At 66.8% G+C, this 22,829-nt stretch carries 19 protein-coding genes; 9 read left to right on the top strand and 10 right to left on the bottom strand.

Annotation, left to right across the window (positions count from 1 at the left end):
- Nucleotides 1-48 precede the first annotated feature (48 nt).
- The gene (locus tag AB8808_RS03520) at nt 49-1,179 is read left to right on the top strand and encodes an aminotransferase class I/II-fold pyridoxal phosphate-dependent enzyme (RefSeq protein ID WP_369926788.1); all 1,131 of its coding nucleotides are present in this window, start codon (nt 49-51) and stop codon (nt 1,177-1,179) included.
- A gap of 115 nt (nt 1,180-1,294) precedes the next feature.
- On the opposite strand, the gene ssb is transcribed toward AB8808_RS03520, so the two are convergent.
- The 6 genes from ssb to AB8808_RS03490 all read right to left on the bottom strand — a co-directional run bounded on the left by ssb (nt 1,295) and on the right by AB8808_RS03490 (nt 7,655).
- Entirely contained in the window at nt 1,295-1,915 is a 621-nt protein-coding gene (gene ssb, locus AB8808_RS03515) for a single-stranded DNA-binding protein (protein ID WP_369926786.1), read from the bottom strand.
- 112 nt (nt 1,916-2,027) lie between these two features.
- Nucleotides 2,028-2,555, bottom strand: coding sequence for a fimbrial protein (locus tag AB8808_RS03510; RefSeq protein ID WP_369926784.1), 528 nt, complete (start codon nt 2,553-2,555; stop codon nt 2,028-2,030).
- The gene (locus AB8808_RS03505; RefSeq protein ID WP_369926782.1) at nt 2,552-4,978 is read right to left on the bottom strand and encodes a fimbria/pilus outer membrane usher protein; all 2,427 of its coding nucleotides are present in this window, start codon (nt 4,976-4,978) and stop codon (nt 2,552-2,554) included. Before AB8808_RS03505 ends, AB8808_RS03510 begins: the two co-directional genes overlap by 4 nt.
- Before the next feature lie 16 nt (nt 4,979-4,994).
- On the bottom strand, nt 4,995-5,723 hold the full coding sequence (locus AB8808_RS03500) for a fimbrial biogenesis chaperone (protein WP_369926780.1): 729 nt from the start codon (nt 5,721-5,723) through the stop codon (nt 4,995-4,997).
- Nucleotides 5,724-5,752: 29 nt separating this feature from the next.
- On the bottom strand, nt 5,753-6,283 hold the full coding sequence (locus AB8808_RS03495) for a fimbrial protein (RefSeq protein ID WP_369926778.1): 531 nt from the start codon (nt 6,281-6,283) through the stop codon (nt 5,753-5,755).
- A 166-nt stretch (nt 6,284-6,449) separates the two neighbouring features.
- Entirely contained in the window at nt 6,450-7,655 is a 1,206-nt protein-coding gene (locus AB8808_RS03490; RefSeq protein WP_369926777.1) for an MFS transporter, read from the bottom strand.
- A gap of 129 nt (nt 7,656-7,784) precedes the next feature.
- Here AB8808_RS03490 and AB8808_RS03485 point away from each other — a divergent pair, with 129 nt between their 5' ends.
- Complete coding sequence (locus AB8808_RS03485) at nt 7,785-8,783, top strand: polyprenyl synthetase family protein (protein ID WP_369926775.1); 999 nt, start codon at nt 7,785-7,787, stop codon at nt 8,781-8,783.
- Between the two features lie 4 nt (nt 8,784-8,787).
- On the opposite strand, the gene AB8808_RS03480 is transcribed toward AB8808_RS03485, so the two are convergent.
- The 3 genes from AB8808_RS03480 to ubiH form a co-directional block, all read right to left on the bottom strand.
- Entirely contained in the window at nt 8,788-9,585 is a 798-nt protein-coding gene (locus AB8808_RS03480) for a dienelactone hydrolase family protein (protein WP_369926774.1), read from the bottom strand.
- 64 nt (nt 9,586-9,649) lie between these two features.
- On the bottom strand, nt 9,650-10,861 hold the full coding sequence (locus AB8808_RS03475; RefSeq protein ID WP_369926772.1) for a UbiH/UbiF/VisC/COQ6 family ubiquinone biosynthesis hydroxylase: 1,212 nt from the start codon (nt 10,859-10,861) through the stop codon (nt 9,650-9,652).
- Complete coding sequence (gene ubiH, locus AB8808_RS03470) at nt 10,858-12,069, bottom strand: 2-octaprenyl-6-methoxyphenyl hydroxylase (RefSeq protein ID WP_369926770.1); 1,212 nt, start codon at nt 12,067-12,069, stop codon at nt 10,858-10,860. The genes AB8808_RS03475 and ubiH overlap by 4 nt, the downstream gene beginning before the upstream one ends.
- Before the next feature lie 84 nt (nt 12,070-12,153).
- On the opposite strand from ubiH, the gene AB8808_RS03465 reads away from it, so the two are divergent.
- From AB8808_RS03465 to AB8808_RS03435, 7 genes are all read left to right on the top strand, one after another.
- Nucleotides 12,154-12,714: a cob(I)yrinic acid a,c-diamide adenosyltransferase gene (locus AB8808_RS03465; protein WP_036137628.1), complete on the top strand. Its 561-nt coding sequence runs from the start codon at nt 12,154-12,156 to the stop codon at nt 12,712-12,714.
- Nucleotides 12,715-12,863: 149 nt separating this feature from the next.
- The gene (locus tag AB8808_RS03460) at nt 12,864-15,443 is read left to right on the top strand and encodes an LPS-assembly protein LptD (protein ID WP_369926768.1); all 2,580 of its coding nucleotides are present in this window, start codon (nt 12,864-12,866) and stop codon (nt 15,441-15,443) included.
- Nucleotides 15,444-15,473: 30 nt separating this feature from the next.
- A complete protein-coding gene (locus tag AB8808_RS03455) occupies nt 15,474-16,850 on the top strand; it encodes a peptidylprolyl isomerase (protein ID WP_369926766.1) in 1,377 nt (458 codons plus the stop codon).
- A 7-nt stretch (nt 16,851-16,857) separates the two neighbouring features.
- Nucleotides 16,858-17,853 (top strand): 4-hydroxythreonine-4-phosphate dehydrogenase PdxA, encoded by a 996-nt coding sequence (pdxA, locus tag AB8808_RS03450; RefSeq protein ID WP_369926764.1) that lies wholly within the window; start codon nt 16,858-16,860, stop codon nt 17,851-17,853.
- Nucleotides 17,850-18,629, top strand: coding sequence for a 16S rRNA (adenine(1518)-N(6)/adenine(1519)-N(6))-dimethyltransferase RsmA (gene rsmA, locus AB8808_RS03445; protein WP_369926762.1), 780 nt, complete (start codon nt 17,850-17,852; stop codon nt 18,627-18,629). Before pdxA ends, rsmA begins: the two co-directional genes overlap by 4 nt.
- A 52-nt stretch (nt 18,630-18,681) precedes the next feature.
- Nucleotides 18,682-19,065 carry a Co2+/Mg2+ efflux facilitator ApaG/CorD gene (gene apaG, locus AB8808_RS03440; protein ID WP_369926760.1) on the top strand — a complete coding sequence of 128 codons (384 nt, stop codon included), beginning with the start codon at nt 18,682-18,684 and terminating at the stop codon, nt 19,063-19,065.
- Nucleotides 19,066-19,128: 63 nt separating this feature from the next.
- Nucleotides 19,129-19,980 (top strand): symmetrical bis(5'-nucleosyl)-tetraphosphatase, encoded by an 852-nt coding sequence (locus tag AB8808_RS03435; RefSeq protein ID WP_369926758.1) that lies wholly within the window; start codon nt 19,129-19,131, stop codon nt 19,978-19,980.
- A gap of 78 nt (nt 19,981-20,058) precedes the next feature.
- On the opposite strand, the gene secA is transcribed toward AB8808_RS03435, so the two are convergent.
- Nucleotides 20,059-22,782: a preprotein translocase subunit SecA gene (gene secA, locus AB8808_RS03430; protein ID WP_369926756.1), complete on the bottom strand. Its 2,724-nt coding sequence runs from the start codon at nt 22,780-22,782 to the stop codon at nt 20,059-20,061.
- Between the last annotated feature and the right edge of the window lie 47 nt (nt 22,783-22,829).

Genomic DNA, 22,829 nt, shown 5'->3' with positions numbered 1-22,829 from the left:
AACCCGACCCGCAGGTCTTATAGTTCGCGGCCGCACGGAGATTTTCGCATGACCGCCCTTCCCGACTTCCGCCTGGAAACCTATTTTTCGCGCTGGGAATTCCGTGCACGCCATAACCTGGCCGCCTCGGATGCACAGAGCATGACGTTGTCGGCCCTGCTCGAACTTGCCGAACCAGCGGATCGCATCGCCTTCGAATCGCTTTCGCTCGGCTACACCCAGACCTATGGCGAACCAGCGTTGCGCGAGGCCATCGCCGCCACGTACGAGCAACGACAGGCAGCCGATGTGCTCTGTTTCGCGGGTGCCGAGGAAGGGATCTATGTCGCCATGCGCGTGCTGCTGGAACCGGGCGACCATGCCATCGTCGTCACGCCCAACTACCAGTCCGCGGAAACCGTACCTGCCGCGATTTGCGCGGTTACCGGCATGGCCCTCGATCCCGACGACAACTGGTCCCTGGACATCGACGCCGTTGCGGCGGCGATCCAGCCCAACACACGGCTCGTGTCGATCAATTTTCCCCACAACCCGACCGGCAAGATCCTCGAGCGCGAACGCTTCGACGCCCTGGTCGCGCTCTGCCGCCGACATGGTATCTGGCTGTTCAGCGACGAGGTCTATCGGGGACTGGGCGCCAGCGGCAGCGTGCACCTGCCCCATGTCGCCGACGTGTACGAACGTGGCATCTCGCTCGGCGTGATGTCGAAAGCCTACGGCCTGCCCGGACTGCGCATCGGCTGGATTGCCTGCGCCGACCGTTCCCTGCTACAGCGCATGGAGCGTTACAAGCACTACACGTCGATCTGCAACGCGGGCCCATCGGAACACCTCGCGCTCATCGCCCTCAAGGCGGCCAACGTCATCCTGGAACGCCAGCGTGGTCTTCTGGATGCGAACCTGGCCTTGCTTGACACGTTCTTCGCCACGTGGCGCGATCGCTTTACGTGGTATCGACCGGATGGCGGCTGTATCGCCTATCCACGCTATCTCGGCCTGGAAGGCGTGGACGCATTCGCGGAGTCACTGGTCGAAGAAACCGGCGTCCTGCTGCTGCCGGCAACCCACTACCGTTCTACCTTGACGCCCACACCGACGGATCGCTTCCGCATCGGGTTCGGTCGCGCCGATCTCGCGGAGGGCCTTGACGTGCTGTCCGGTTACATGGGCCGCAAGTAACGCTAGTGCGGTGTCCGGGAGCTCGCATGGGACACGTAACCAACGGGCGCCTAAAATAAAACGGGCGCCCCTGCAGAAGGGCGCCCATGACACGCTCGGAACGGGACGATACGACTTAGAACGGGATATCGTCGTCGTCGAAGCCTTCGTTGACCGGCGGTGCCGAGCGCTGCGGAGGCGCATTGCCCCCGCGCGGCTGACCGTAGTCATCACCACCGCCGCGTTGCTGACCACCGGCGCCGCCGCCGTAGTTGCCGCCGCCACGCTGCTGGCCGCCACCGCCGCCACCCGCAGCGGCACCGCCACCGCCACCGCCGCCGAAGTTGCCGCGTGACGGCTGGCGCGCACCGCCGCCCTGACCACCGGCGAAGTTACCGCCACCGCCGCCTTCGCCACCGCCCTGACCACCGAGCATCTGCATCTCGTTGGCGATGATGTCGGTCGAGTAGCGCTCGATACCGTCCTTGTCGGTGTACTTGTCGGTGCGCAGCGAGCCCTCGATGTAGACCTGACGGCCCTTCTTGAGGTATTCGCCGGCGATCTCGGCGAGCTTGCCGAACAGCTTCACGCGGTGCCACTCGGTCCGCTCCTGCTTCTCACCGCTCTGCTTGTCGGTCCAGGCCTCCGAGGTGGCCAGGCGCAGGCTGGTGATCGCCGTGCCGCTGCCGGTGTAACGGGTCTCGGGGTCCGCGCCGAGGTTGCCGACGATAATGACCTTGTTTATGCCGCGTGCCATGGATTTCCCTCGTAATTCATATCGTAGGACGACCGGGTAGTTTGGGCGATGGCCGCCATGACCGCAAACACTGGATGGCGGGCGTCCGCCGGGCCGTTGTGTGGGCCCAGTCTCATTCCCATCTGATCTGGACCACGGCAGAGGCGCCGGCGGCACCCGCCTGTAGCGGGCCGACGCGCACATAGCGGGCCTCGAAGGCCAGCCTCGCCTCTCCCTGGCCCCACTCGAACCCCACCGGGGTCGTGCCATCGGGCAAGACGGCGTCATCCGTGCCGGTGCGCAGCTCGATAGCGACGCCGCCCGCCCCGCCGGCCACGGCGAGGTATCGCGGGTCGGGTGCATAGGCAGGCGCACGTACGGTGACCGTGGCCCGCGAGGCCCCGATGCAGTCCACTCCGATGAAGGAGCCGCCTCGCCACGTACTTGTCGCCCCAAGCCGCCCCAGGTCGGCAAACGTCACACTCCCCAGATCGATCCGGAGCCGGACATTGGAGAGGACGCAGGACGGGATCACGGCCCCCGTGACCTCGAAATCCAGCGTGTCGTCGGCGCACGCGATCGGCGAGACCAGCGCGGCCGCCAGGGCAAGCGTTACGCGGCCCCGATGGGCGCGTCTCGTGCCGAGGTTCCCGACCCTCATTGGCAATCTCCTTCGTGCTGTTCGAGCGTGCCCTGCTGTCGGACAGCCGTCATGCTCAGGACGCAGCGGCCCGCGCCCGCGCCGGACCAGCGGACGGTAATGGGCAGGGGGGGTTCATCCCAGCGGACCAGTGCCCTGCCACCCTGCCCGACGAAGCCCATCGAGCGACCCTGGCCATCGATCACCTCGGCGCCGAAAGGCAGCGGCGTGCCATCGCGCATACGCCCGGCGATCAGGACCGTGGGGTGGGCCTCGGTATCGAACGGCAGCAGGACGATCGCGCCCGCCGTGGGGACGACCCGTGCCTGCGTGGCGCCGAACGTGATACCCAGAGGCAGACCCGTCGGGTCGATGTCCACGTGGTTCCAGCGGTAGGGGGCCAGGTCGGGAAGCACGGCATAGCCACGACGATCGATTTGGCCGACCGACGATGCGGCCAGCCGCGCACCCGTGGCATGCCGCGCACGGACCAGTCCCATCGCCTCACCCAGGTGAGGGGCGAGCGTCACACCCCCCGCATGGACGATGGCTGCGCCCGACGCGGACAGCGACGCGGACGATGAACCGGTCGACCGGCTGATGGCGAGGCCGATGTCCCCGCCGCCCGACGCACGTGATGCCGAGGCATCCAGGCGCTCGCCTGTGGCTTTACCCGAGGCCATCGACGCGGCATACCCCCATCCACGATTTTCCCGGGTAGCTCCCGTTACGCCTGCCTGCCACTCACCGCCATGCTCGTCGGCGCGCCAGGCGAATCGAGCCTGGGCATGGCGCGCACCTCCGCCCAGCGGCACCGAAACGGAAACCTGCCCTTCCGTGGCGCCAGAACGTCCGTCGCCCGCGGCACCACGACGTCGTCGGCGGACCGACAGGTCGAGCGCTGCGGAGGCCCACAGGCGACTCCATGTCAGCGCGAGGTCCGAGACGGAAGCGTCGCCCGACCGTGAGAGGTATGACAGGCCGACGCCCAGAGCACCACCGCCTTCCCCGAGCGACCGCTGGTAAAGCATGTCGATGCGCTGCTCGCGCGCGCGTCGCGCGCGGGGCATCCGCGTTTTGCGCCGGTTCGGCACGCCGCGATGGGTGATGCCATGCGTGACGCTGGCAGAGAACAGGCTGTCGTCGCGCCAGCGTACGCCGTAGCGACCGCGCCAGCGGGATTCGCCGGAGCGGCCCCGGGGACCGCTGGCTTGCATGCCATCCAGCGAGAAACCGCCGTGGCGCGTATCGATGGCCGCACCGGCAGCCAGCCAGCGGTCATCCCGCAAGCGGCGATGACCCGCGTACAGCGTCACACCGTGCGAAAACCCCTGCCGCCAGAGCGCCTGGACCAAGGGCGCATCACGCCGACCTGCCGCTTGCGAATGGCCGACGGCCACCGCGAAACGGTGCTCGCTTTCGGACAGCAGTTCCGGCATGGGCGAATAGGGCACACGCATCTGACGGTGGCCACCTCGCTCCTCCTCGATGTCGACGACCAGGTGGCCACCCTGCGCGGACGCGGGAAGATCGTCGAGTACGAAGGGACCCGCGGGAACGGATACTTCCCTGAGGAGCGTCCCTCCCTGGGAAATGCGCACGCGGGCCCGACTGGATGAGACGCCACGAACCACGGGCGTGTAGCCGAGGGTGCCGCGTGGGTTCATCCGGGCATCGCTGGCCAGCTGGATGCCTCTGCCCCGAAGTGGCTCGAACAGATCGACGGCAAGCGAGAGATCGCCCACGCGCCACGACGCATCCATCGCCTCGAAGGGATGCTGGAGGAACGTCTGCGTCGAGCGATAGCGTCGAGCGGTCATCGCACCCGAGTGCCGTAACCGCCATGGCCCCATGTTGAGCCCCGCATCGTCGGCCAGGAACATCGAGCGCCTGTGCCGTCCACGGGACGATGCGTCCTGCATGTTGAGACGCCAACCCAGTAGCCCGGCAGCGATACCCCGGGCCCACTGATGGCGGGGAGGGACGCCGCGCCGCCGACGCACCAGCAGGGCCTGCGGAATCTCGACGTCGAGGCGCTGCTCGGCAACGTCCAGATGGGTACGCGCGCCCGGGACGCGACGGCCCAACGGCTCGCAGGGATCGTCGTCACCGGGAATACTGGTTGCCGCCAGACCGGCACGCTCCAGTTCGGCACGCGCAAGGCAGGGAACGGCATCGCTTCCCGGTTCACGCTCGACGAATCGCATGGAGCGACGTGCCTGCCACTCGTCGTTCAGCCACAGATCGACTTCGTAGACGCCGGGGAGCACGGCGTTACCACGACGAAATCGCGACAGATCGACCGTCATTGCCGCACCGCCCGGCAGGAAGCTGGCATCAAAGTCGACCGCCTTGCCATCCTGGGCATGCGCCCATCGCGCCAGCAGGGCAAGCATACCCGCCACCAGCGGGATGACATGCCACGGGTGCCGTCGTGGAGCCATGGGATGACGTTCCTCTTCATGGCGTCACGTCGGCCTGCCCAGGAACGAGGGCACCGAAGTCGTTGATCGATGCAAAAGACACCCGTGCGTGTTGCCCGGCTGTCGCGGTGTCCGGCAGGGCAAGCCGCGTCGTGGCACCGGGTTCGACCATGCCGCCACCCAGCGACCAGGACCCGGCTTTTACATCGTCGGCGAGGAGCGTCACGTCGTTGAACGAAACGACATAGGGTGAGGCGTTGTGTACCTGCACGGCAGGACGATCTCCCTCGCGCACCAGGGACCATTGCAGTTTTTCCGTGGCACGCACGACAGGCAGGGCGAGGCCGTCCGGCCGGTGGAAAAGTTTCAACCGGTGACGGAAAGCGAACTGCAGGAGGTTCTGGTCGGCAGCGCCCTCGGCTCTTGGCGGGATTTCCAGTACGTTGAGCCAGTAGAGCTTCTCCTGATCCGTGGGGAGCGCATCGCCCGCGTGCACGATACGTAGCGTATGGCCCTGGCCCGGATCGATACGAAACACGGGCGGCGTCATGACGAAAGGACTCCTGGCGCTCTGCGGCGTCGACGCTTCGTCGCCGTCATCGACCCATGCCTGCACGAGCGCGGCTTCCTCACCCTTGTTCTGGATACGGACGGCGACATCGCGCTGTTGCGCGGGAAACACGATGCGCGTGCCGCTGATGACCACAGCGGCATCCGCGCAGGGAGAGAACAGGCTGGCAACGACAATCAGTGGAAGAAGGCGCATGGGAACTCCTGTACGCAGGATCGGTGACATCAGTCGTAGACGATCTGGAAGCCGACACTCGAGTTGGCCGTGCCCGCCGTGGCACCGCCGAGGCTGATGTAACGCGCGATCAGCGGAATGGACGCCTTGTGCTCGCTGATCTCCACGCTGGGGGAATCCTGCGTGTAGAGGTTGATCGACTTGCCTGTGCTGTCGGCGATGTCGACCTGCACGTTGGTCGCCGCATCCACCGCCGGCTCCACCTTGAGATGGCCGCTGACGGGATCGAGCAAGGGGCTGGCCGGGTCGAACCGCACCTTGGCCTTCAGGCCATCCACGCATTCGTCGTTGCCACCGACCAGGATGACGAAGCCGCGATCGCCCGCGGTCTGGTTGACCGTCGCGAGGCTTGCCGCACTGATGCGGTCGAGGGCCACGACCTTCCTGGCCGCTCCCGTGCCGGGCATCACGTTTTCCGCCTTGCAGGTGGTGGCTTCGATGCGTCCGGTGATCTGAATGGTGCCGTCGTTTTGCGCCAGCGCGGGCAGGGACGCGACGAGCGCGAACGATGCGACGAACATCGAAGAAGCGGGTTTCCTGTACATGGACGGCAACCTCTTGGAAGGAGAGAAGGGTGCGCGGCATGACGAACGAAATACGACGCGCAGGCCAAGTCTGACCGCACGTTCCTGCGTGAATCGATATGGCTATTCTGAAAAGGGGATGACAGCCGAAGACCGTAAAGCGTCAGACGGACTCGTCTGCCGCCACGCCCGGCATACCCGCGATTCGCCGCGTCCCGTACACCACGAGCGGCAACCAGAGCAGGGTGAACGCCGCCGCGCCTCCGAACACGCCATAAAGGCCGAGCCTTCCGAGTGCCAGCCCACCCAGCGCGCCGCCGACGAACGCACCGAAGAACTGCGACGTGGAGTACGCGCCCATGGCCGCACCCCGCAGCGCGGCGGGTGCCAGGCGCGACACCAGGCTGGGCATGGCGGCTTCCAGCAGGTTGAAGGCGGCGAAGAAGAACGTAGCCGCCACGCCAAGGACGACCAGGTGGTTGCCGCCCCACGCCATGCCAGCCAGGGACAGGCCGAGTACGAAGACGCAGCCGACGATCACACGGGTCGCGCGCTCGATGTCACGCATCCGCGGCAGCAGCGCTCCCATGGCCACCGCGGCCAGGGTCAACACGGGCAGGTAGAGCATCCAGTGATGCGCTACGGGCAGGTGCAGCACGTCGGTGAGCAGCAAGGGCAGCCCGACGAAGGACGCCGTCAGCAACGCATGCAGGAAGAAGACCGATCCGTTCAGGACGAGCATGCGCGTGTCCACGAACATCGATGCCAACGTGCGCCAGGTCACCGTCATCGGTAACGCCTGACACGCCGGCGTGGGCACCTGCCACCAGAGCATGACGATGGCAGCGACCGCCAGGAGCGAGGTCAAACCAAACAACCCCGGAAGACCAGCGATCGCCTCGAGCGGCGGCCCGAGCACGAGCGCCAGCAGGAACGACATGCCGATGCTCACCCCGATGATGCCCATCACCTTGCCGCGGTTGGCCTCGCAGGTGAGGTCGGCGGCCAGTGCCGTCCCGGCGCCAGCGACGGCCCCCATGCCCTGCAGGGCTCGCCCGAGCACGATGCCGGTCAACGTATGCGAAAGCGCCGCGACGATACCGCCCACCGCGAAGACCACCAGACCCAGCGTAATGGCCGGCTTGCGACCGATCCGGTCCGACAGCAGCCCCAGGGGAATCTGCAGGCACATCTGCCCGATGCCGTAGACGCCCAGGGCGAGCCCGATCAGCCAGGGCGTGGCGCCCGGCAGGGCCCGCGCATACACGGAAAACACCGGCAGGATCAGGAAAAGCCCGAACAGGCGAAGGCTGATGACGCCCGCCAGCGTCAGCGCGCTACGCCGCTCCAGGGAACTGAGTTTGCTCACCGACAGGGTCCGGGCGAATCACCCGCGAGGGGCGTCGACCGACGATTATACGGGCCCCATCCGAATCCACGGCGAAACCACGTAGCAGACCCTATACTGTGGGCTGATTTGCCGCACGCGACCCGATAGATGGACTCCATAGCATCCCGCTCGACCTCCCTCGACTTCGCCGACGTCCGTGCGCTGGCCGCCGACGACATGAAGGACGTCGACGCACTGATCCGCCAGCGGCTGTCCTCGGATGTGGTCCTGATCAATGCGATTGCGGACCACATCGTTGCCGGCGGCGGCAAACGGCTCAGGCCGATGCTGCACGTTCTTGCGGCACGCGCGGCGGGTTATGCGGGCAAGCAACACGCCAAGCTGGCCGCCATCGTCGAGTTCATCCATACCTCCACGCTGCTGCACGACGACGTCGTCGACGAGTCGGACATGCGACGCGGACGCAAGACGGCCAATGCGTTGTGGGGCAATGCGGCCAGTGTCCTGGTAGGCGATTTCCTCTATTCGCGCTCGTTCCAGCTGATGGTCGAGCTCGACGACATGCGGATCATGCGCATCCTGGCCGACACCACCAACACCATCGCCGAGGGCGAGGTGCTGCAGCTGCTCAACATCGGCAATGCGGACGTGGACGAAGCCGCCTACCTCGCCGTCATCGAACGGAAGACGGCCGTCCTGTTTGCCGCTGCCACCGAACTCGGCGGCGTGCTGGGCGGCTTGCCCGAGGCACAGGTGGTGGCGCTGCGGCGCTACGGCCTGGAACTGGGCTATGCCTTCCAGATCGCAGACGATTTGCTCGACTACGTATCCGATGCGGAAACCCTGGGCAAGAACATCGGCGACGACCTTGCCGAGGGCAAGCCCACCCTGCCCCTGATCTATGCCATGCAGGTGGCCGACGACGAGCAGCTGGCGTCGTTCCGTCATGCCATCGAGCACGGCGGACTGGACTCGCTCGACCGCATCGTGTCGGCCATCCGGGATTCGGGTGCGATCGAGCGCACGTACGAGAAGGCCGTGATCCATGCCACGGCGGCGCGCGAAGCGCTTTCCGCATTGCCCGCCTCGCCTTACCGCGACGCACTGGCGGCGCTCGCCGATTACTCGGTCGAACGCCGCTTCTGACGGATTATTTCCGCGCGGCGAACGACTCGCTCAGCCACGCCCGCATAGCGGTGTAGGCACGTTTGGCCACCTTGTCGTCGTAGCGGCAATTGCCGGTTGGCGAGGTGGCTTCCTTCTCCGTGAAGCAGTGCACGGCGCCACCGAAATCGGTCGAGGCCCAGTCCACCTTGCCCCCGCGCATCTCTGCCTCGAACGCGGCGCGCTGCTCCGGCGGCACGTTGGTATCGTCCGCGCCGTTGAGCGCCAGCACGTGCGCATGAATCTGCGAAGCGAGCTTCGGATCGTCGGTGGAGAGCAGGCCGTGGAAGCTCACCACCGCGGCCAGGTCGGCGCCCGTGCGCGCAAGGTCGAGCACGGCCGAGCCACCGAAGCAGAAGCCGATGGCGGCAAGGCGCATCGGATCGATCGGCGCGTTCTTTTCCTGGGCCTTCAGCTCATCGAAGGCGCGCGTGACACGCTGGCGCATGATCGTGCGGTCGGCGTACAACGGCTTCACCGCGACACCGGCCTCGGCCTCCGAGGTGGGGCGGATATCGCCGCCGTACATGTCGGTCAGGAGGATGACGTAATCCTTGCCCGCGATCTCCTTGGCCTTGGCCACGGCGCGGTCGTTGACGCCGAACCAGTTCGGCACCATGACCAGGCCGGGCCGTTTTCCGGCCGCCGCATCGTCGTAGACGAGGACACTCTTGAAGGTCACGCCGTGATCGGTCCATTGGACCGGCCGCGCGACCATGGCCGCGGAAGCGGCGCCCATGGAACCAATAACCATTAAGGACAAGGCTAGCAGCGTGCGGCGCATCGGCATCACTCCCCGGAAAGCGCCCAGCATAGGCGCCCCGGGGGCGTCACGGCCAGTCGTCCGGTCAGCGACCCGCGGCGTGCCTGGCCAGCGGCCGCTTGAGCGGCGCCAGTGCATTCACCAGGCGCATGCCCAGGCCACGCGCCGCGACCAGCGGGGGCGACGTCCAGCCGTAAACCCGCCCCAGGGCATCGAACGACCAGGCATCGATGCCGTTGGCACTGCCGCGCCGCCGCGCGTAACGCCGCAATACGTGCGACGCGCCGATATCACGCCCGGCATCGCGCGCGGAGACCAGCGTATCGCGCAAGGCCTCGACGTCGCGCAGGCCGAGGTTCACGCCCTGCCCCGCCAGGGGGTGAACCGCGTGCGCCGCGTCGCCGAGCAGTACCGTGCGGCCGGATTGATAGCGGTCGGCCAGGCGCAGGCGAAGCGGGAACGCGGCGCGACGGCCCACCGACAGGATCTGCCCAAGCCGGAAGTCGCTGGCCACGCCGAGCGCATCGCGGAAGGCCTCGTCGTCCAGGCCCATGACCCGATCGGCCTCGGCATCGGGCAGTGTCCAGACAATGGAACTGCGGCCGTCGCCCAACGGCAGCAGGGCGAGGGGGCCGGAGGGGAGGAAGCGCTGCCAGGCCGTGCGCTCGTGGGGATGCGCCGTGGTGACATGCGCCACCACGCCACGCTGTGCGTAGTCGTGTCCGTGGGTGTCGATTCCCACCATGGCGCGCAGCGGCGAGTCGGCGCCGTCGGCGGCCACGACCACGCGTGCCGCGATGAACCGGCCATCGTCGAGTTCGAGCTGCGCGCGATCCTCACGCTCGGTGTAGCCGACCACCGCCGCGGGCACGACGCACTGGACACCGGCGTCGTCCAGGGCACGCCACAGGACCGACTGCACCAGCGTGTTCTCGACGATGTAGCCGAGCACGTCGCGCCCCTCGTCGGCGGCGTCGAAACGCAACGCGGCGCCGGTCTCGGCATCCCAGACCGCCATGTGTTCGTAGCCGGAGGCACGTGCGTCGCGAATGCCGGCCCAGGCGCCCAATGCGTCCAGCAGCAGCACCGACGACGGGGCGAGACCGACCACGCGCAGGTCCACCTCGTCCTCCGCACGCCATGCCGCCGGTTCGCGAGCATCGACGAGCGCGACCGCAAAACCCGCCCGGGCCAGCGCCAGCGCCGCCGCGGCACCGACCATGCCACCGCCGACGACCGCTACGTCGAGCGGACCGCCGCGGCGACGCGACGAGGGGGTCATGCCGAGGTCGCTCATGGCGTCGGCTCGCGCACGGCGAACGGCGCGTTCGCCCGAAACCCCATGCCGCGACGGCCGAGCGCATGGCGCAACGGTGGCACGCGATCCAGCGCCAGCATCGCCAGCGAACGCAAGGGACCCAGCAGGGGCTGGTCGAGGCAGGCCAGGCGAACCAGGCCGTGGCTCATGGCCATGGTGCCGTCGCGATCCGGCGTCCGGCGGCTTGCGTACTCGGCAAGCAGCGACGGGGCGCCCGGGTCGTCGGCCACGGCCACCAACTCGGCCAGGGTCAGGGCATCGCGAAGGCCCAGATTGAACCCCTGTGCGCCGATGGGATGCACCGTCTGCGCGGCATTGCCGACCAGCACCGCGCGGTCGGACGTGACCGCGGACGCCGCCACGCGACGAATGGGATAGGGCGAGCGCTTGCCGGGACGCGTCAATCGCCCCAGCCGCCAGCCGAAGCGCTCCTGCGCCAGCGCGCAAAAGGCGGCATCGTCCATGGCCGCCACCGCATCGGCCTGGTCGGCGGCGACGGTCAGGACCACCCCGATGCGTCGATCCGCCAGCGGCAACACCGCCACCGGGCCGGCATCGGTAAACCGCTCGAAGGCCCGCCCGCCCGGATCGCGCTCCGGCGTGAACGTACTGACGAAGAGAGCCTGGTCGTAGTCGTACTCGTGGGTGGCGATACTCAGCTGTGAGCGCACCCCGGAATGCGTGCCGTCCGCGCCGACCAGCAACGACGTGTGCAGGGTGCGTACGCCGCCCTGCGTCGCCACTTCCACCGCCCAGCCATTCCCTTCGGAACGTATCCGCTCCACCCGTCCAGGCGCCAGCCGGGTCAGGTGCCGACACCCGTCGAGGCGGGCCAGGAGCGCCGCACCCAGTTCGCGCGCGGGCAGCGTCCAGCCGAGCGCGTCCACGCCTTCGTCGTCGTCGCTCATGCGAACACTGCCGAAATCCCCGGACCGGCTGGTATGGATATGCGTGATCGGCGTGGCGCGATGCTCCGCGAACGCCCAGACGCCGATGGCACGCAGGCCGTTCACCGTGGCGCGCGCCAGGGCGAGGTTGCGCTCGTCGTAGCTGGGCTGTTGCCCGACCGTGGGGGCGGCCGCTTCGATCAGCACGGCGGGCACGCCGGCCGCGTCCAGCGCGATGGCGAGGCTGGCACCGACCAGGCCGCCGCCGACGATGAGGATGGGTTCGGGTGTTGGGCTCATGGCGGAATCATACCGCCGCCGCGTGAATGCGCCGGCGTTGCGGCCCCCTGCCGCAGGGGTTGCCGCGCTGGCTAGAATGCGCCCATGGCCAATCGACTCTCCAAGATCTACACCCGCACCGGCGACGACGGCAGCACCGGCCTCGGCGACGGCAGCCGCACCGGCAAGGATTCCCTGCGGGTGACCGCCTACGGCACCGTGGACGAGCTCAACAGCACGATCGGCCTGACGCTGGCGGCCGATGGCGTGGACGACGATGTCCGCGAGGCCCTGGTCCAGATCCAGCACGAGCTGTTCGACCTGGGCGGCGAACTGTGCATCCCCGGCATGGCGATGATCCAGGCCGCGGACATCGACCGCCTGGAAACCGTCCTCGACGGCTTCAATGCCGACCTGCCGGCACTGAAGGATTTCATCCTGCCCGGCGGCGGCATGGCGGCCGCCACCTGCCACGTCGCCCGGACGGTCTGCCGGCGCGCCGAGCGCGATGTGGTGGCCCTGTCCCGCGACGAGGCCATCCGCCCCGAGGCGCAGCGCTACCTGAACCGGCTCTCCGACCTCCTCTTTGTTCTCGCCCGTGTCCTGGCAAGGCGCAGCGGGCATGGCGAGGTGCTCTGGCAGCACGTGCGCCGCCCGCGCGGCTGAGTCGGCGGTGTAAGCTCGCGGGGCCGGAGCGGCGATCGACGCCGCGCCTCAGGATGGGGTTCATGCTCATGGGTGACGTGCCATCGTGCCGCCGCATAGGGGATTCTGCTAAGTTGGCCGCCTTTCGTAACCCGGATAAGACCGAGCCCGTGACGTCACGCATCAGCATCCTGCCTAAACGCCGCCTGCTGGCGACCGCCGTCGCCCTCATCGTTTCGGCCCCTGCCTGGCAGGCGCAGGCCCAGAGCGCCCCGACCCAGGGTGAAACGCGCGCCGTGGCACCGGTGGCGTCTACCGTGCCTGTCACACCGGTGGCCTCCACGCCGAACGCCGCCATGGCGCCCGCGGAGACCTGTCCACTGGGCTCGTTCATCTGCCCGCCCCGCCCGATCAGCTACGCGTTGTGCCGTCCGAACGCCATGCTCGACTTCTATGAGCCCGGCGTCACCAGAGACAGCACGCTGCGCGACACAGCGGTGACCGATGTCCATTCGGGCATCGACGACGGCAACGCCAGCGGCGTCAAGGTCGAAAGCCCGGAGCCCAACCTCTACCACATGACCGGCGGCGTCCGCCTGGAGCGCGCCGACCAGGTGCTGCGCGCCAACGACGTCACCTACAACTCCGATTCCACGGCCTACGACGCCAAGGGCAACGTGAAGTACCAGGAGGCCGGCATGCTGGTCTCCGCCGACCGCATGACGGGCACCACCACGCCCAACGACGGCGACGCCTACAACGTGCGCTACCAGTTGCTGCAATCGCGCGGCAATGGCGTGGCCGACCACGCGAAGATCATCGACCCGCAGCATGGCCGCTTCCAGATGGCGTCCTACTCCACCTGCGACATCGGTTCCCGCAAGTGGGAGTTCCGCGCCAAGACGATCATCCTGAACAAGGAAACCGGCGTCGGCGAGGCGCGCAGCGCCACGATGCGCGTCATGAACGTGCCCGTCGCGTACCTGCCGTACTTCACGTTCCCGCTGGACGATCGCCGCAAGAGCGGCTTCCTGTACCCGACGTTCGGCTCGTCCAGCCGTTCGGGCATGTATCTCAACCTGCCGTACTACTGGAACATCGCACCCAACTACGACGCGACGATCACGCCGGGCTACTACAGCGACCGTGGCTTCCTGCTGGGCACGGAGTTCCGCTACCTGCTGCCGCGCTCCAACGGCACGTTCGACCTGCAATACATGGCGCACGACAAGGGCCCGGACCAGGACGAGAGCGGCACCAGCGATCGTGACGGCTCCACGAAGCGCTATCTGGTCCAGATCACCAACTCGACCAACCTCGGCGCCGGCTTCGGCTTCGTGGCGAACATCAACCGCGCATCCGACAACCAGTATTTCCGGGATTTCAGCAACGACCTCTATCAGTCGGCTGTCGGCATCCTGAGTTCCAGTGCCTATGTCACCAAGGGTGGAAAATACTGGAGCGCCTCACTGGGCGCGGACGATTACCAGAACGTGGACGCCGGGCTGCCGAACTGGGTGGTGCCGTACCGCCGCTGGCCGCGCGCGACGTTCAATCTGCAGGCACCGCTGAACAACTGGCTCGACGTGGGCGTCGATTCGGAAGCTGTGGCTTTCCGCAAGATCGACAAGCAGCCGTTCACCCCACAAAATCTCGGCAAGCTGGGCCAAGTCGACGGCAACCGGCTCGACCTTGCGCCCTACCTGGCCGCCGATTTCTCGGGCGCCTCCTGGTTCATCCGGCCACGCGTCGAGTATCGCTACACCGATTACCGTCTGGATTCGGACTACCAGTACTACCATTTCGCGCAGCAGAGCCCGTCGCGTTCCGTCCCCATCAGCAGCCTCGACGCCGGCCTGATCTTCGATCGCCAGACCAGCCTGTTCGGCACCAATTACACGCAGACCCTCGAACCGCGCCTGTATTACCTCTACGTGCCGTACCGCAACCAGTCCAACCTGCCCACGTTCGACACCAATGCGATGTCGTTCGATTTCTGGCAGCTGTTCACGACCAATCGCTTCTCCGGCGCCGATCGCCAGATGGATGCGAACAACCTGACCGCCGCGTTGACCACGCGACTGCTCGATGACACCGGCGTCGAGCGCCTGTCGGCCAGCATTGGCCAGATCAAGTATTTCAGCGACCAGAAGGTGCAGATGCCGGGCGTCGCGCCGACCGACTTCAGCCGGTCCGACTACGTCGCCCAGCTGGGCGTTCAGTTCAACGACAAGTGGCGCCTGAACAGTTCCTACCAGTGGAACCCGAACAAGCAGCCCAGCACCTACGTCAACGACCAGAACATGATCTACAACTCCGGGCGCAACACCGACCTGGCGACGGTCATGGTCCAGCGCCGTATCAAGGGCGACGGCATCGTCAACTTCTCCTACCGGTACCGCCGCGGCGTGATGGAACAATTCGACACATCCGTGGTCTTTCCTGTGTCGGAGCGCTGGCGCGCGCTGGCCCGCTGGGTCTATGCCCGCCGGGACATCGTGCCGGTCACCTTCAACGGCGGCCTCCCGTTTACCACCTTCGACTACTCGCACCGGACCCTGGAAGCCGCGGTGGGTATCGAGTACGACAGCTGCTGCGTCGCCTTCCGCGTGCTCGGTCGCCACTACGTACACGACTACCTGCGCGAGACGGACAACGCGGTGATGTTCGAGGTGGAATTCAAGGGCTTGGGCTCGCTCAACCCGCAATCGGGCGCCTACCTGCGCCGTGCTATCCTTGGCTATCAATAAGTGGGGCAGGTGCCCCGGGCTCCCTATTCGATGAAGCAGATCCTCTCGTACTCCCTGCTCGCCGCCTCCCTCCTGGTGGCGATGCCCCCGGCCCATGCCCAGTTGATGCCTTCGGCCCAGCCGACGACGTCGGGCGCGACCGCCGGCAACGGTTCGATCGACCGCATCGTCGCGGTGGTCGAGGAAGACGTCATCCTGCAGAGCGAGCTGGACGAGGCCATCAACGCCATCGTCCGCCAGTACGCCTCGAATCCGGGCCAGCTGCCGCCGAAGGACGTCCTGGCCCGCCAGGTGCTCGACCGCCTCATCCTGATGAAGCTGCAGGTCCAGCGCGCCAACGACCAGAACATCCACGTGTCCGACCAGGACATCGACCAGGCGGCCACCAACGTGGCCCAGCAGAACAAGATGAGCCTCGACCAGCTGCGTGCGGCAGTGGAGCAGGACGGCTACAGCTACGCAGCGTTCCGCCAGCAGCTGTCCGACCAGATCATCGCCCAGAAGCTGCACGAGAGCGTGGTGCGCGACCAGGTCACCGTCACCGACGCCGAGGTCAACAACCTGCTGGCCAGCCCGAGCTACAAGGCCGGCGAGGTCCACCTCGCGCACATCGCCATCAGCACCCCCGCCAATGGCGGTGCCGCCGACATCGCGCAGGCGGAAGCCAAGGCCGCCGAGGCGATCAAGGCGATCAAGGGCGGCATGGACTTCAACGCCGCAGCCATCCGCTTCTCCGACGCGCCCGACGCGCTGGACGGCGGCGACCTGGGCTGGCGCCGCCTGGACGAAGTGCCGCCCGCCTTCGCGGACGCTGTCGCCACCCTCAAGCCGGGCGAGACCACCGCCGCCCTGCGCGGTCCCACTGGCTTCCACATCCTGAAGCTGGTCGACACGCGCGCGCCGGGCCGCCAGATCGTCACCGAGTACCACGCCCGTCAGATCCTCATCAAGCCGTCCGAGCTGGTCACGCCGGAGCAGGCCGAGAAGAAGGCGCAGGACCTGTACACCCGCATCGTCGACAAGAAAGAAGATTTCGCCAAGCTCGCCAAGGATGAGTCCAAGGACAACACCACGGCGAACAACGGCGGCGACATGGGCTGGTTCGCCAAGGATGCCTGGGGTCAGGCCATTGCCACGCAGGTCGAGCAGCTGAAGGACAACGAGGTCTCGCACCCCATCCAGACGGATGCCGGCTGGATCGTCCTGCAGCGCCTGGGCTCGCGCCAGAGCGACCTGACCGACCAGTTGCAGCGCGACCAGGCCCGTCAGGCCATCGGCAACCGCAAGGCGGAAGAAGCCTACGAGAACTACCTGCGTGAGCTGCGTTCCACATCCTTCGTCGATATCCGCGTGCCCGAGCTGAAAGACCCGAACGACAAGCAGGCAAGCACGGCCTCCACGCCGTAATACCACCATGACCGCGACCACCCTGCCACGGCTCGCCGTCACCGCCGGCGAGCCTGCCGGGGTAGGTCCGGAGCTGGTTGCCCGCCTGGCGGCCAGCGATCTCCAGGCCGATATCGTCGCCATGACCGACCGGCAGTTGCTTAGCCGCGCGGCCGCCGCCGCCGGCATCACGCTCCATATCGACGACGATAACGGTCAGCGCATCGGCAGCCGGACACCCGGGCACGTCCGCGTGCGACACGTGCCGCTGGGAGCGCTGGAGACCTTGGGCAGCCCCGACCCACGCAACGCTCGCCACGTGCTGGACATGCTGGCCGCGGCCGCCGATGGGTGTGCCACGGGCGAGTTCGATGCCGTGGTCACCGGCCCCGTGCAGAAATCCAGCATCAACGAGAGTGGCATCGCCTTCAGCGGCCACACCGAGTTCTTCGCCGAGCGCGCGGGCGTCGATGTGGTGATGATGCTGGCCAGCCCCGAACTGCGCGTCAGCCTGGTCACGACCCACCTCCCCCTGTCCGCGGTGCCTGCGGCGGTCACCGCGGCGCGCATCGAGCGCACACTGCGCATCGTGGCGCGCGCACTGGTGCAGGATTTCCGCCTGGCCTGCCCGCGCATCGCCGTGCTCGGCCTCAATCCGCACGCGGGCGAGGGCGGCCACATGGGCCGCGAGGAACTGGACACCATCATCCCGTTGCTGGATCGACTGCGCGACGAAGGCATGATCCTGCTCGGCCCGCTGCCGGCGGACACGGCCTTCGTTCCCGCCATGCGCGAGCACTACGATGCCGTGCTGGCCATGTATCACGACCAGGCCCTGCCCGTGCTCAAGAGTGAAGCCTTCGACCGAACCGTCAACGTGACGCTGGGGCTGCCTTACATCCGTACCTCGGTAGACCACGGCACGGCGCTGGACCTCGCGGGCACCGGCCGCGCGGATCCGGCCAGCCTGTTCGCCGCCACCCGTCTCGCCATCGACCTCGCCCGCCACCGGGCCACGCCATGAACACACGCCCCAAGAAGAGTTTCGGCCAGCACTTCCTGCACGATAAGCGCTACATCGATCGCATCGTCGCGTCCGTCGCACCCAGGGATGGCGACACCGTCGTCGAGATCGGGCCGGGCGAAGGCGCCATGACGATGCCCCTGCTGGCCGTGGCGAAGCGCATGACGGCGATCGAGCTGGATACCGACCTCATTCCCGGGCTGCAGGCCCGCGCGGCCGCCATCGGCGAGTTGTGCATCGTGCACTCGGACGTGCTCAAGGTCGATTTCACGGCGCTGGCCAGTGAACTCGGCGCCGAGCGACTGCGCATTGCCGGCAACCTGCCCTACTACATCTCCAGCCCGATCCTGTTCCATTGCGTGGCCCACGCCGCAGCCATCCAGGACATGCACTTCATGCTACAGAAGGAAGTGGTCGACCGCATGGCCGCCGAGCCGGGCAGCAAGGTCTACGGGCGCCTCAGTGTCATGCTCCAGCTGGCCTGCAAGGTGACGCCGTTGTTCACCGTGCCACCGGGCGCGTTCCGGCCGCCACCGAAGGTCGACTCCGCCGTGGTCCGCCTGGTTCCGCTGCCTCAAGAGGCGCTGCCCACGGGCGATCCGGCACGCATTCACACGATCGTGAAGGCCGCCTTCGCGATGCGCCGCAAGACCCTCTCCAACACGCTCAAGGGCCTGGTGGACGAGTCGACGATCCGTGAACTCGGCATCGATCCGCGTGCACGCGCCGAGACACTGGCGCCGATGGACTTCGTGAAGCTCGCAAACGCGGGCTGAGCGCGTTCAGGGCATACTTGCCCACCCCCTTCCCGTGCTCGACAATCCCTCCATGAACTCTAAACAGCCCTACACGATCGACGTGGAGGTCGAAACCCGCTTCGTTCCCGACCAGTCGCAGCCCAAGGACAACCGCTACGTGTTCGCCTACACGATCACGCTGCGCAACGCCGGCGATTCCGGCGCACAGCTGCTGACACGGCATTGGGTGATCACCGATGCGAACGGCAAGGTCGAGGAAGTACGCGGCGACGGCGTGGTCGGTGAACAGCCGTGGATGCGGCCCGGCGAATCGTTCGAATACACCTCCGGCGCCGTACTGGAGACCTCGGTCGGCACGATGGAAGGCAGCTACCGCATGGTGGCGGACGACGGCACGCACTTCGATGCCCCGATCGCGCCCTTCGTGCTTTCGATCCCACGCACGCTCCACTAGGATCGAAGCCATGGATAGTGTGCATGCCCGCGCCGACGACGGCGCGACGGAGCGACAGGACTGATGGCCGTCTACGCGATCGGCGATGTCCAGGGTTGCTACCCCGAACTCCAGCGCTTGCTGGAGAAGCTTCGTTTCGACCCGACGAACGACAAACTCTGGTTCTGCGGCGACCTTGTCAACCGCGGCGGTGAGTCGCTGGCCACGCTGCGGCTGATCCACTCGCTGCGCGACAGCACCATCATCACGTTGGGCAACCACGACCTCTCGCTGCTCGCCATCGGCCAGCGTCGTGAGGACGCGCAGCAACGGGTCAACCCCGAGTTGCGCGAAGTGCTGTTCGCCGACGATGCCCCGGTGCTGCTCGAGTGGCTGCGCATGCAGAAGCTGCTGCACCACGACGAGGCCCTGGGCTGGACCATGATCCATGCGGGCATGGCGCCCATGTGGACACTGCGCCAGGCCCAGCGCGCGGCCCTTGACGTCGAGCGCGAGCTCGGTGGCCCACGTCACCAGCGACTGCTGAAAAACCTTTTCGGCAATCGCCCGCCGGGCTGGAACAATCGCCTGCAGGGCGTGGAGCGCCATCGCGCCACCATCAATACGCTGACACGCATGCGCTACTGCGACGTCACCGGACGGATCGATTTCGAAGGCAAGGGCACGCCCGGCACGCAGAAGCCGGGCATGTATCCCTGGTTCGAAGTGCCGGGCATGCGTCGCCGCGAAACCCGCATCGTCTGCGGCCACTGGTCCGCGCTGGGGCGGTTCGCCGGCCTGGGTGTCTATGCCATCGACACCGGTTGCGTCTGGGGCGGGCAGCTCACCGCCCTGCGCCTGGACACCGAGGAACCGGAATACATCACCGTGAATGCCGAGCCGCATCGGCAGAAGCCCAAGGGCGGCGGCGACTGACCGATAACTACCGACTGCCTGATAAAAACAAACCCGCCTTTCGGCGGGTTTGTTTTTATCAGGCAGGGCCACCCTGTTTCAGGTGAGCTGGCCGTGGCAATGCTTGTACTTCTTGCCCGAGCCGCAGGGGCAGGGATCGTTGCGACCAACCTTCGGACCATCGTTGACGACGGAAGGCATGATCGGCGCGGCGACCTCCGCCGGGCCGTTACCCTGGGGCAAACCCGCGGCCTGCGCATCCGCATGCTGGAATTGCAGCGCCTGGCCGTCGGCCGCACGTTGCTGCTCCGCCTCCATCGCCAGCACTTCGTCTTCACTGCGAACGCGGATACGCGCGAGCATCTGCACCACTTCGCCCTTGATGCGATCGAGCATTTCGGAGAAGAGCTCGAACGACTCGCGCTTGAATTCCTGCTTCGGCTGCTTCTGCGCATACCCGCGCAGATAGATGCCCTGGCGCAGGTAATCCATGCTGGCGAGGTGCTCCTTCCAGGCATTGTCGACCACCGAGAGCATGACGTGCTTCTCGAGCGAGCGCATGGTCTCCGCGCCGATCTGGGCTTCCTTCTCGGCGAACAGGGCGTCAACCGCTTCGCGCACGTGCTCGAGGATGCCTTCGGCGTCCACTTCCTTCTGTGCCTCGACCCACTGCGGCAGGTCGATGCGCAGGTTGAGTTCGCTGGCTAACTCGCGATCGAGGCCGACGAGGTCCCACTGGTCGTCGATGCTGTCCGCCGGCACGAAGCGACGCACCAGGGCAACCACGACGTCCTGGCGGATGTCGCCGATCATGTCGGAGATGTCGTCGGTTTCGAGCAGTTCGTCGCGCTGCGCGTAGATCACCTTGCGCTGGTCGTTGGCGACGTCGTCGAAGTCCAGCAGGTTCTTGCGGATATCGAAGTTGTGCTGCTCGACCTTGCGCTGCACCTTCTCGATCTGACGGGAGATCAGTCGATCTTCCAGCGCCTCGTCTTCCTTCATCCCGAACATCTGCATCCAGCGGCCGATGCGCTCGCCGCCGAAGATGCGCATCAGGTTGTCCTGCAGCGACAGGTAGAAGCGGGACGAGCCCGGATCGCCCTGTCGGCCCGAACGGCCACGCAGCTGGTTGTCGATACGCCGGGATTCGTGGCGCTCGGTACCGATGATGTGCAGGCCGCCGGAAGCGAGCACCTGGTCGTGACGCGTTTTCCAGTCCTCGCGAACCTGCTTGCGCTCGGCGTCGGAGGCTTCTTCGGGCAAGGTGGCCAGCGCCGCCTCGAGGCTGCCGCCCAGCACGATGTCGGTACCGCGACCGGCCATGTTGGTGGCGATGGTGACCGCGCCCGGCGCACCGGCCTGCGCGACGATGTGCGCCTCACGCTCATGCTGCTTGGCGTTGAGCACTTCGTGCGCGATGCCTTCCTGCCGGAGCAGTCCGGAGACCAGTTCGGAGACGTCGATGGACGCGGTGCCGACCAGCACGGGCTGGCCGCGTTCGTGGCAGGACTTGATGTCGGCGATCACCGATTTGTACTTGGCATCCGGACCGAGGAACACGGAATCCGGATTGTCGACGCGCACCATCGGCTTGTGCGTCGGGATGACCACGACCTCCAGGCCGTAGACGGTCTGGAATTCGTAGGCTTCCGTGTCGGCCGTACCGGTCATGCCGGACAGCTTCTTGTACATGCGGAACAGGTTCTGGAACGTGACCGTCGCCAGGGTCTGGTTCTCGCGCTGGATGGGCACGCCTTCCTTCGCCTCGACCGCCTGGTGCAGGCCGTCGGACCAGCGGCGACCCGCCAGCGTACGACCGGTGAACTCGTCGACGATGATGACCTCACCGTCGCGCACGATGTAATCCACGTCGCGCTGGTAGATGCCGTTCGCGCGCAGCGCGGCGTTGAGGTGGTGCACCACCGCCAGGTTCTTCGAATCGTACAGACCGCTGTCCGGCTCGATGACACCCGCCTCGCGCAACAGCTGCTCGGCGTGCTCCATGCCCTCTTCGGACATGTGCACCTGCTTCTGTTTCTCGTCGACAAGGTAGTCGCCCGGGGCCTCTTCCTTTTCCTGCCGGATGAGGCGGGGCACGATCTTGTTCACCGCGATGTACAGCTGCGGGGAATCCTCGGCCGGGCCCGAAATGATCAGCGGGGTGCGGGCCTCGTCGATGAGGATGGAGTCCACCTCGTCGACGATGGCGTAATGCAGGCCGCGCTGGTTGCGCTGTTCCTTGCTGAGCGCCATGTTGTCGCGCAGGTAGTCGAAGCCGAACTCGTTGTTGGTGCCGTAGGTGATGTCCGACTGGTAGGCCTCGCGCTTGTCCGCGTGGTCCATGCCCGGGTACACGACGCCGACCGTGAGGCCGAGAAAGTTGTACAGCCGGCCCATCTGGGCGGAGTCGCGACGCGCCAGGTAGTCGTTCACCGTGACCACGTGAACGCCCTTGCCTTCCAGCGCATTCAGGTACACCGGCAGCGTGCCGACGAGGGTCTTGCCCTCACCCGTACGCATCTCGGCGATACGGCCCGAGTGCAGCACCATGCCGCCGATCATCTGGACGTCGTAATGGCGCATGCCGAGCACGCGCTTGGCCGCTTCGCGGGTGACCGCGAAGGCTTCGGGCAGCAGCTTGTCGAGCGCCTCGCCCGCAGCCAGCCTGCCGCGGAACTCCTCGGTTTTCCCGCGCAGCGCATCGTCGGAAAGCGTTTCGAATTCGGGCTCCAGGGCGTTGATGCGCTTGACCGTCTTGGAGAGGTCGCGCAGCACACGCTCGTTACGGCTGCCGAAAATACTCGTCAGTGCACGATTGAACATCGATCATCCGGATCTGAAACGAAAAAAGGGCGCCGGAAGGCCTTAAG

This window comes from Xanthomonas sp. NCPPB 2632 (assembly GCF_041228075.2).
In the GTDB taxonomy this organism is placed as follows: domain Bacteria; phylum Pseudomonadota; class Gammaproteobacteria; order Xanthomonadales; family Rhodanobacteraceae; genus Luteibacter.
This window is presented reverse-complemented; position numbering and strand designations above follow the sequence as displayed.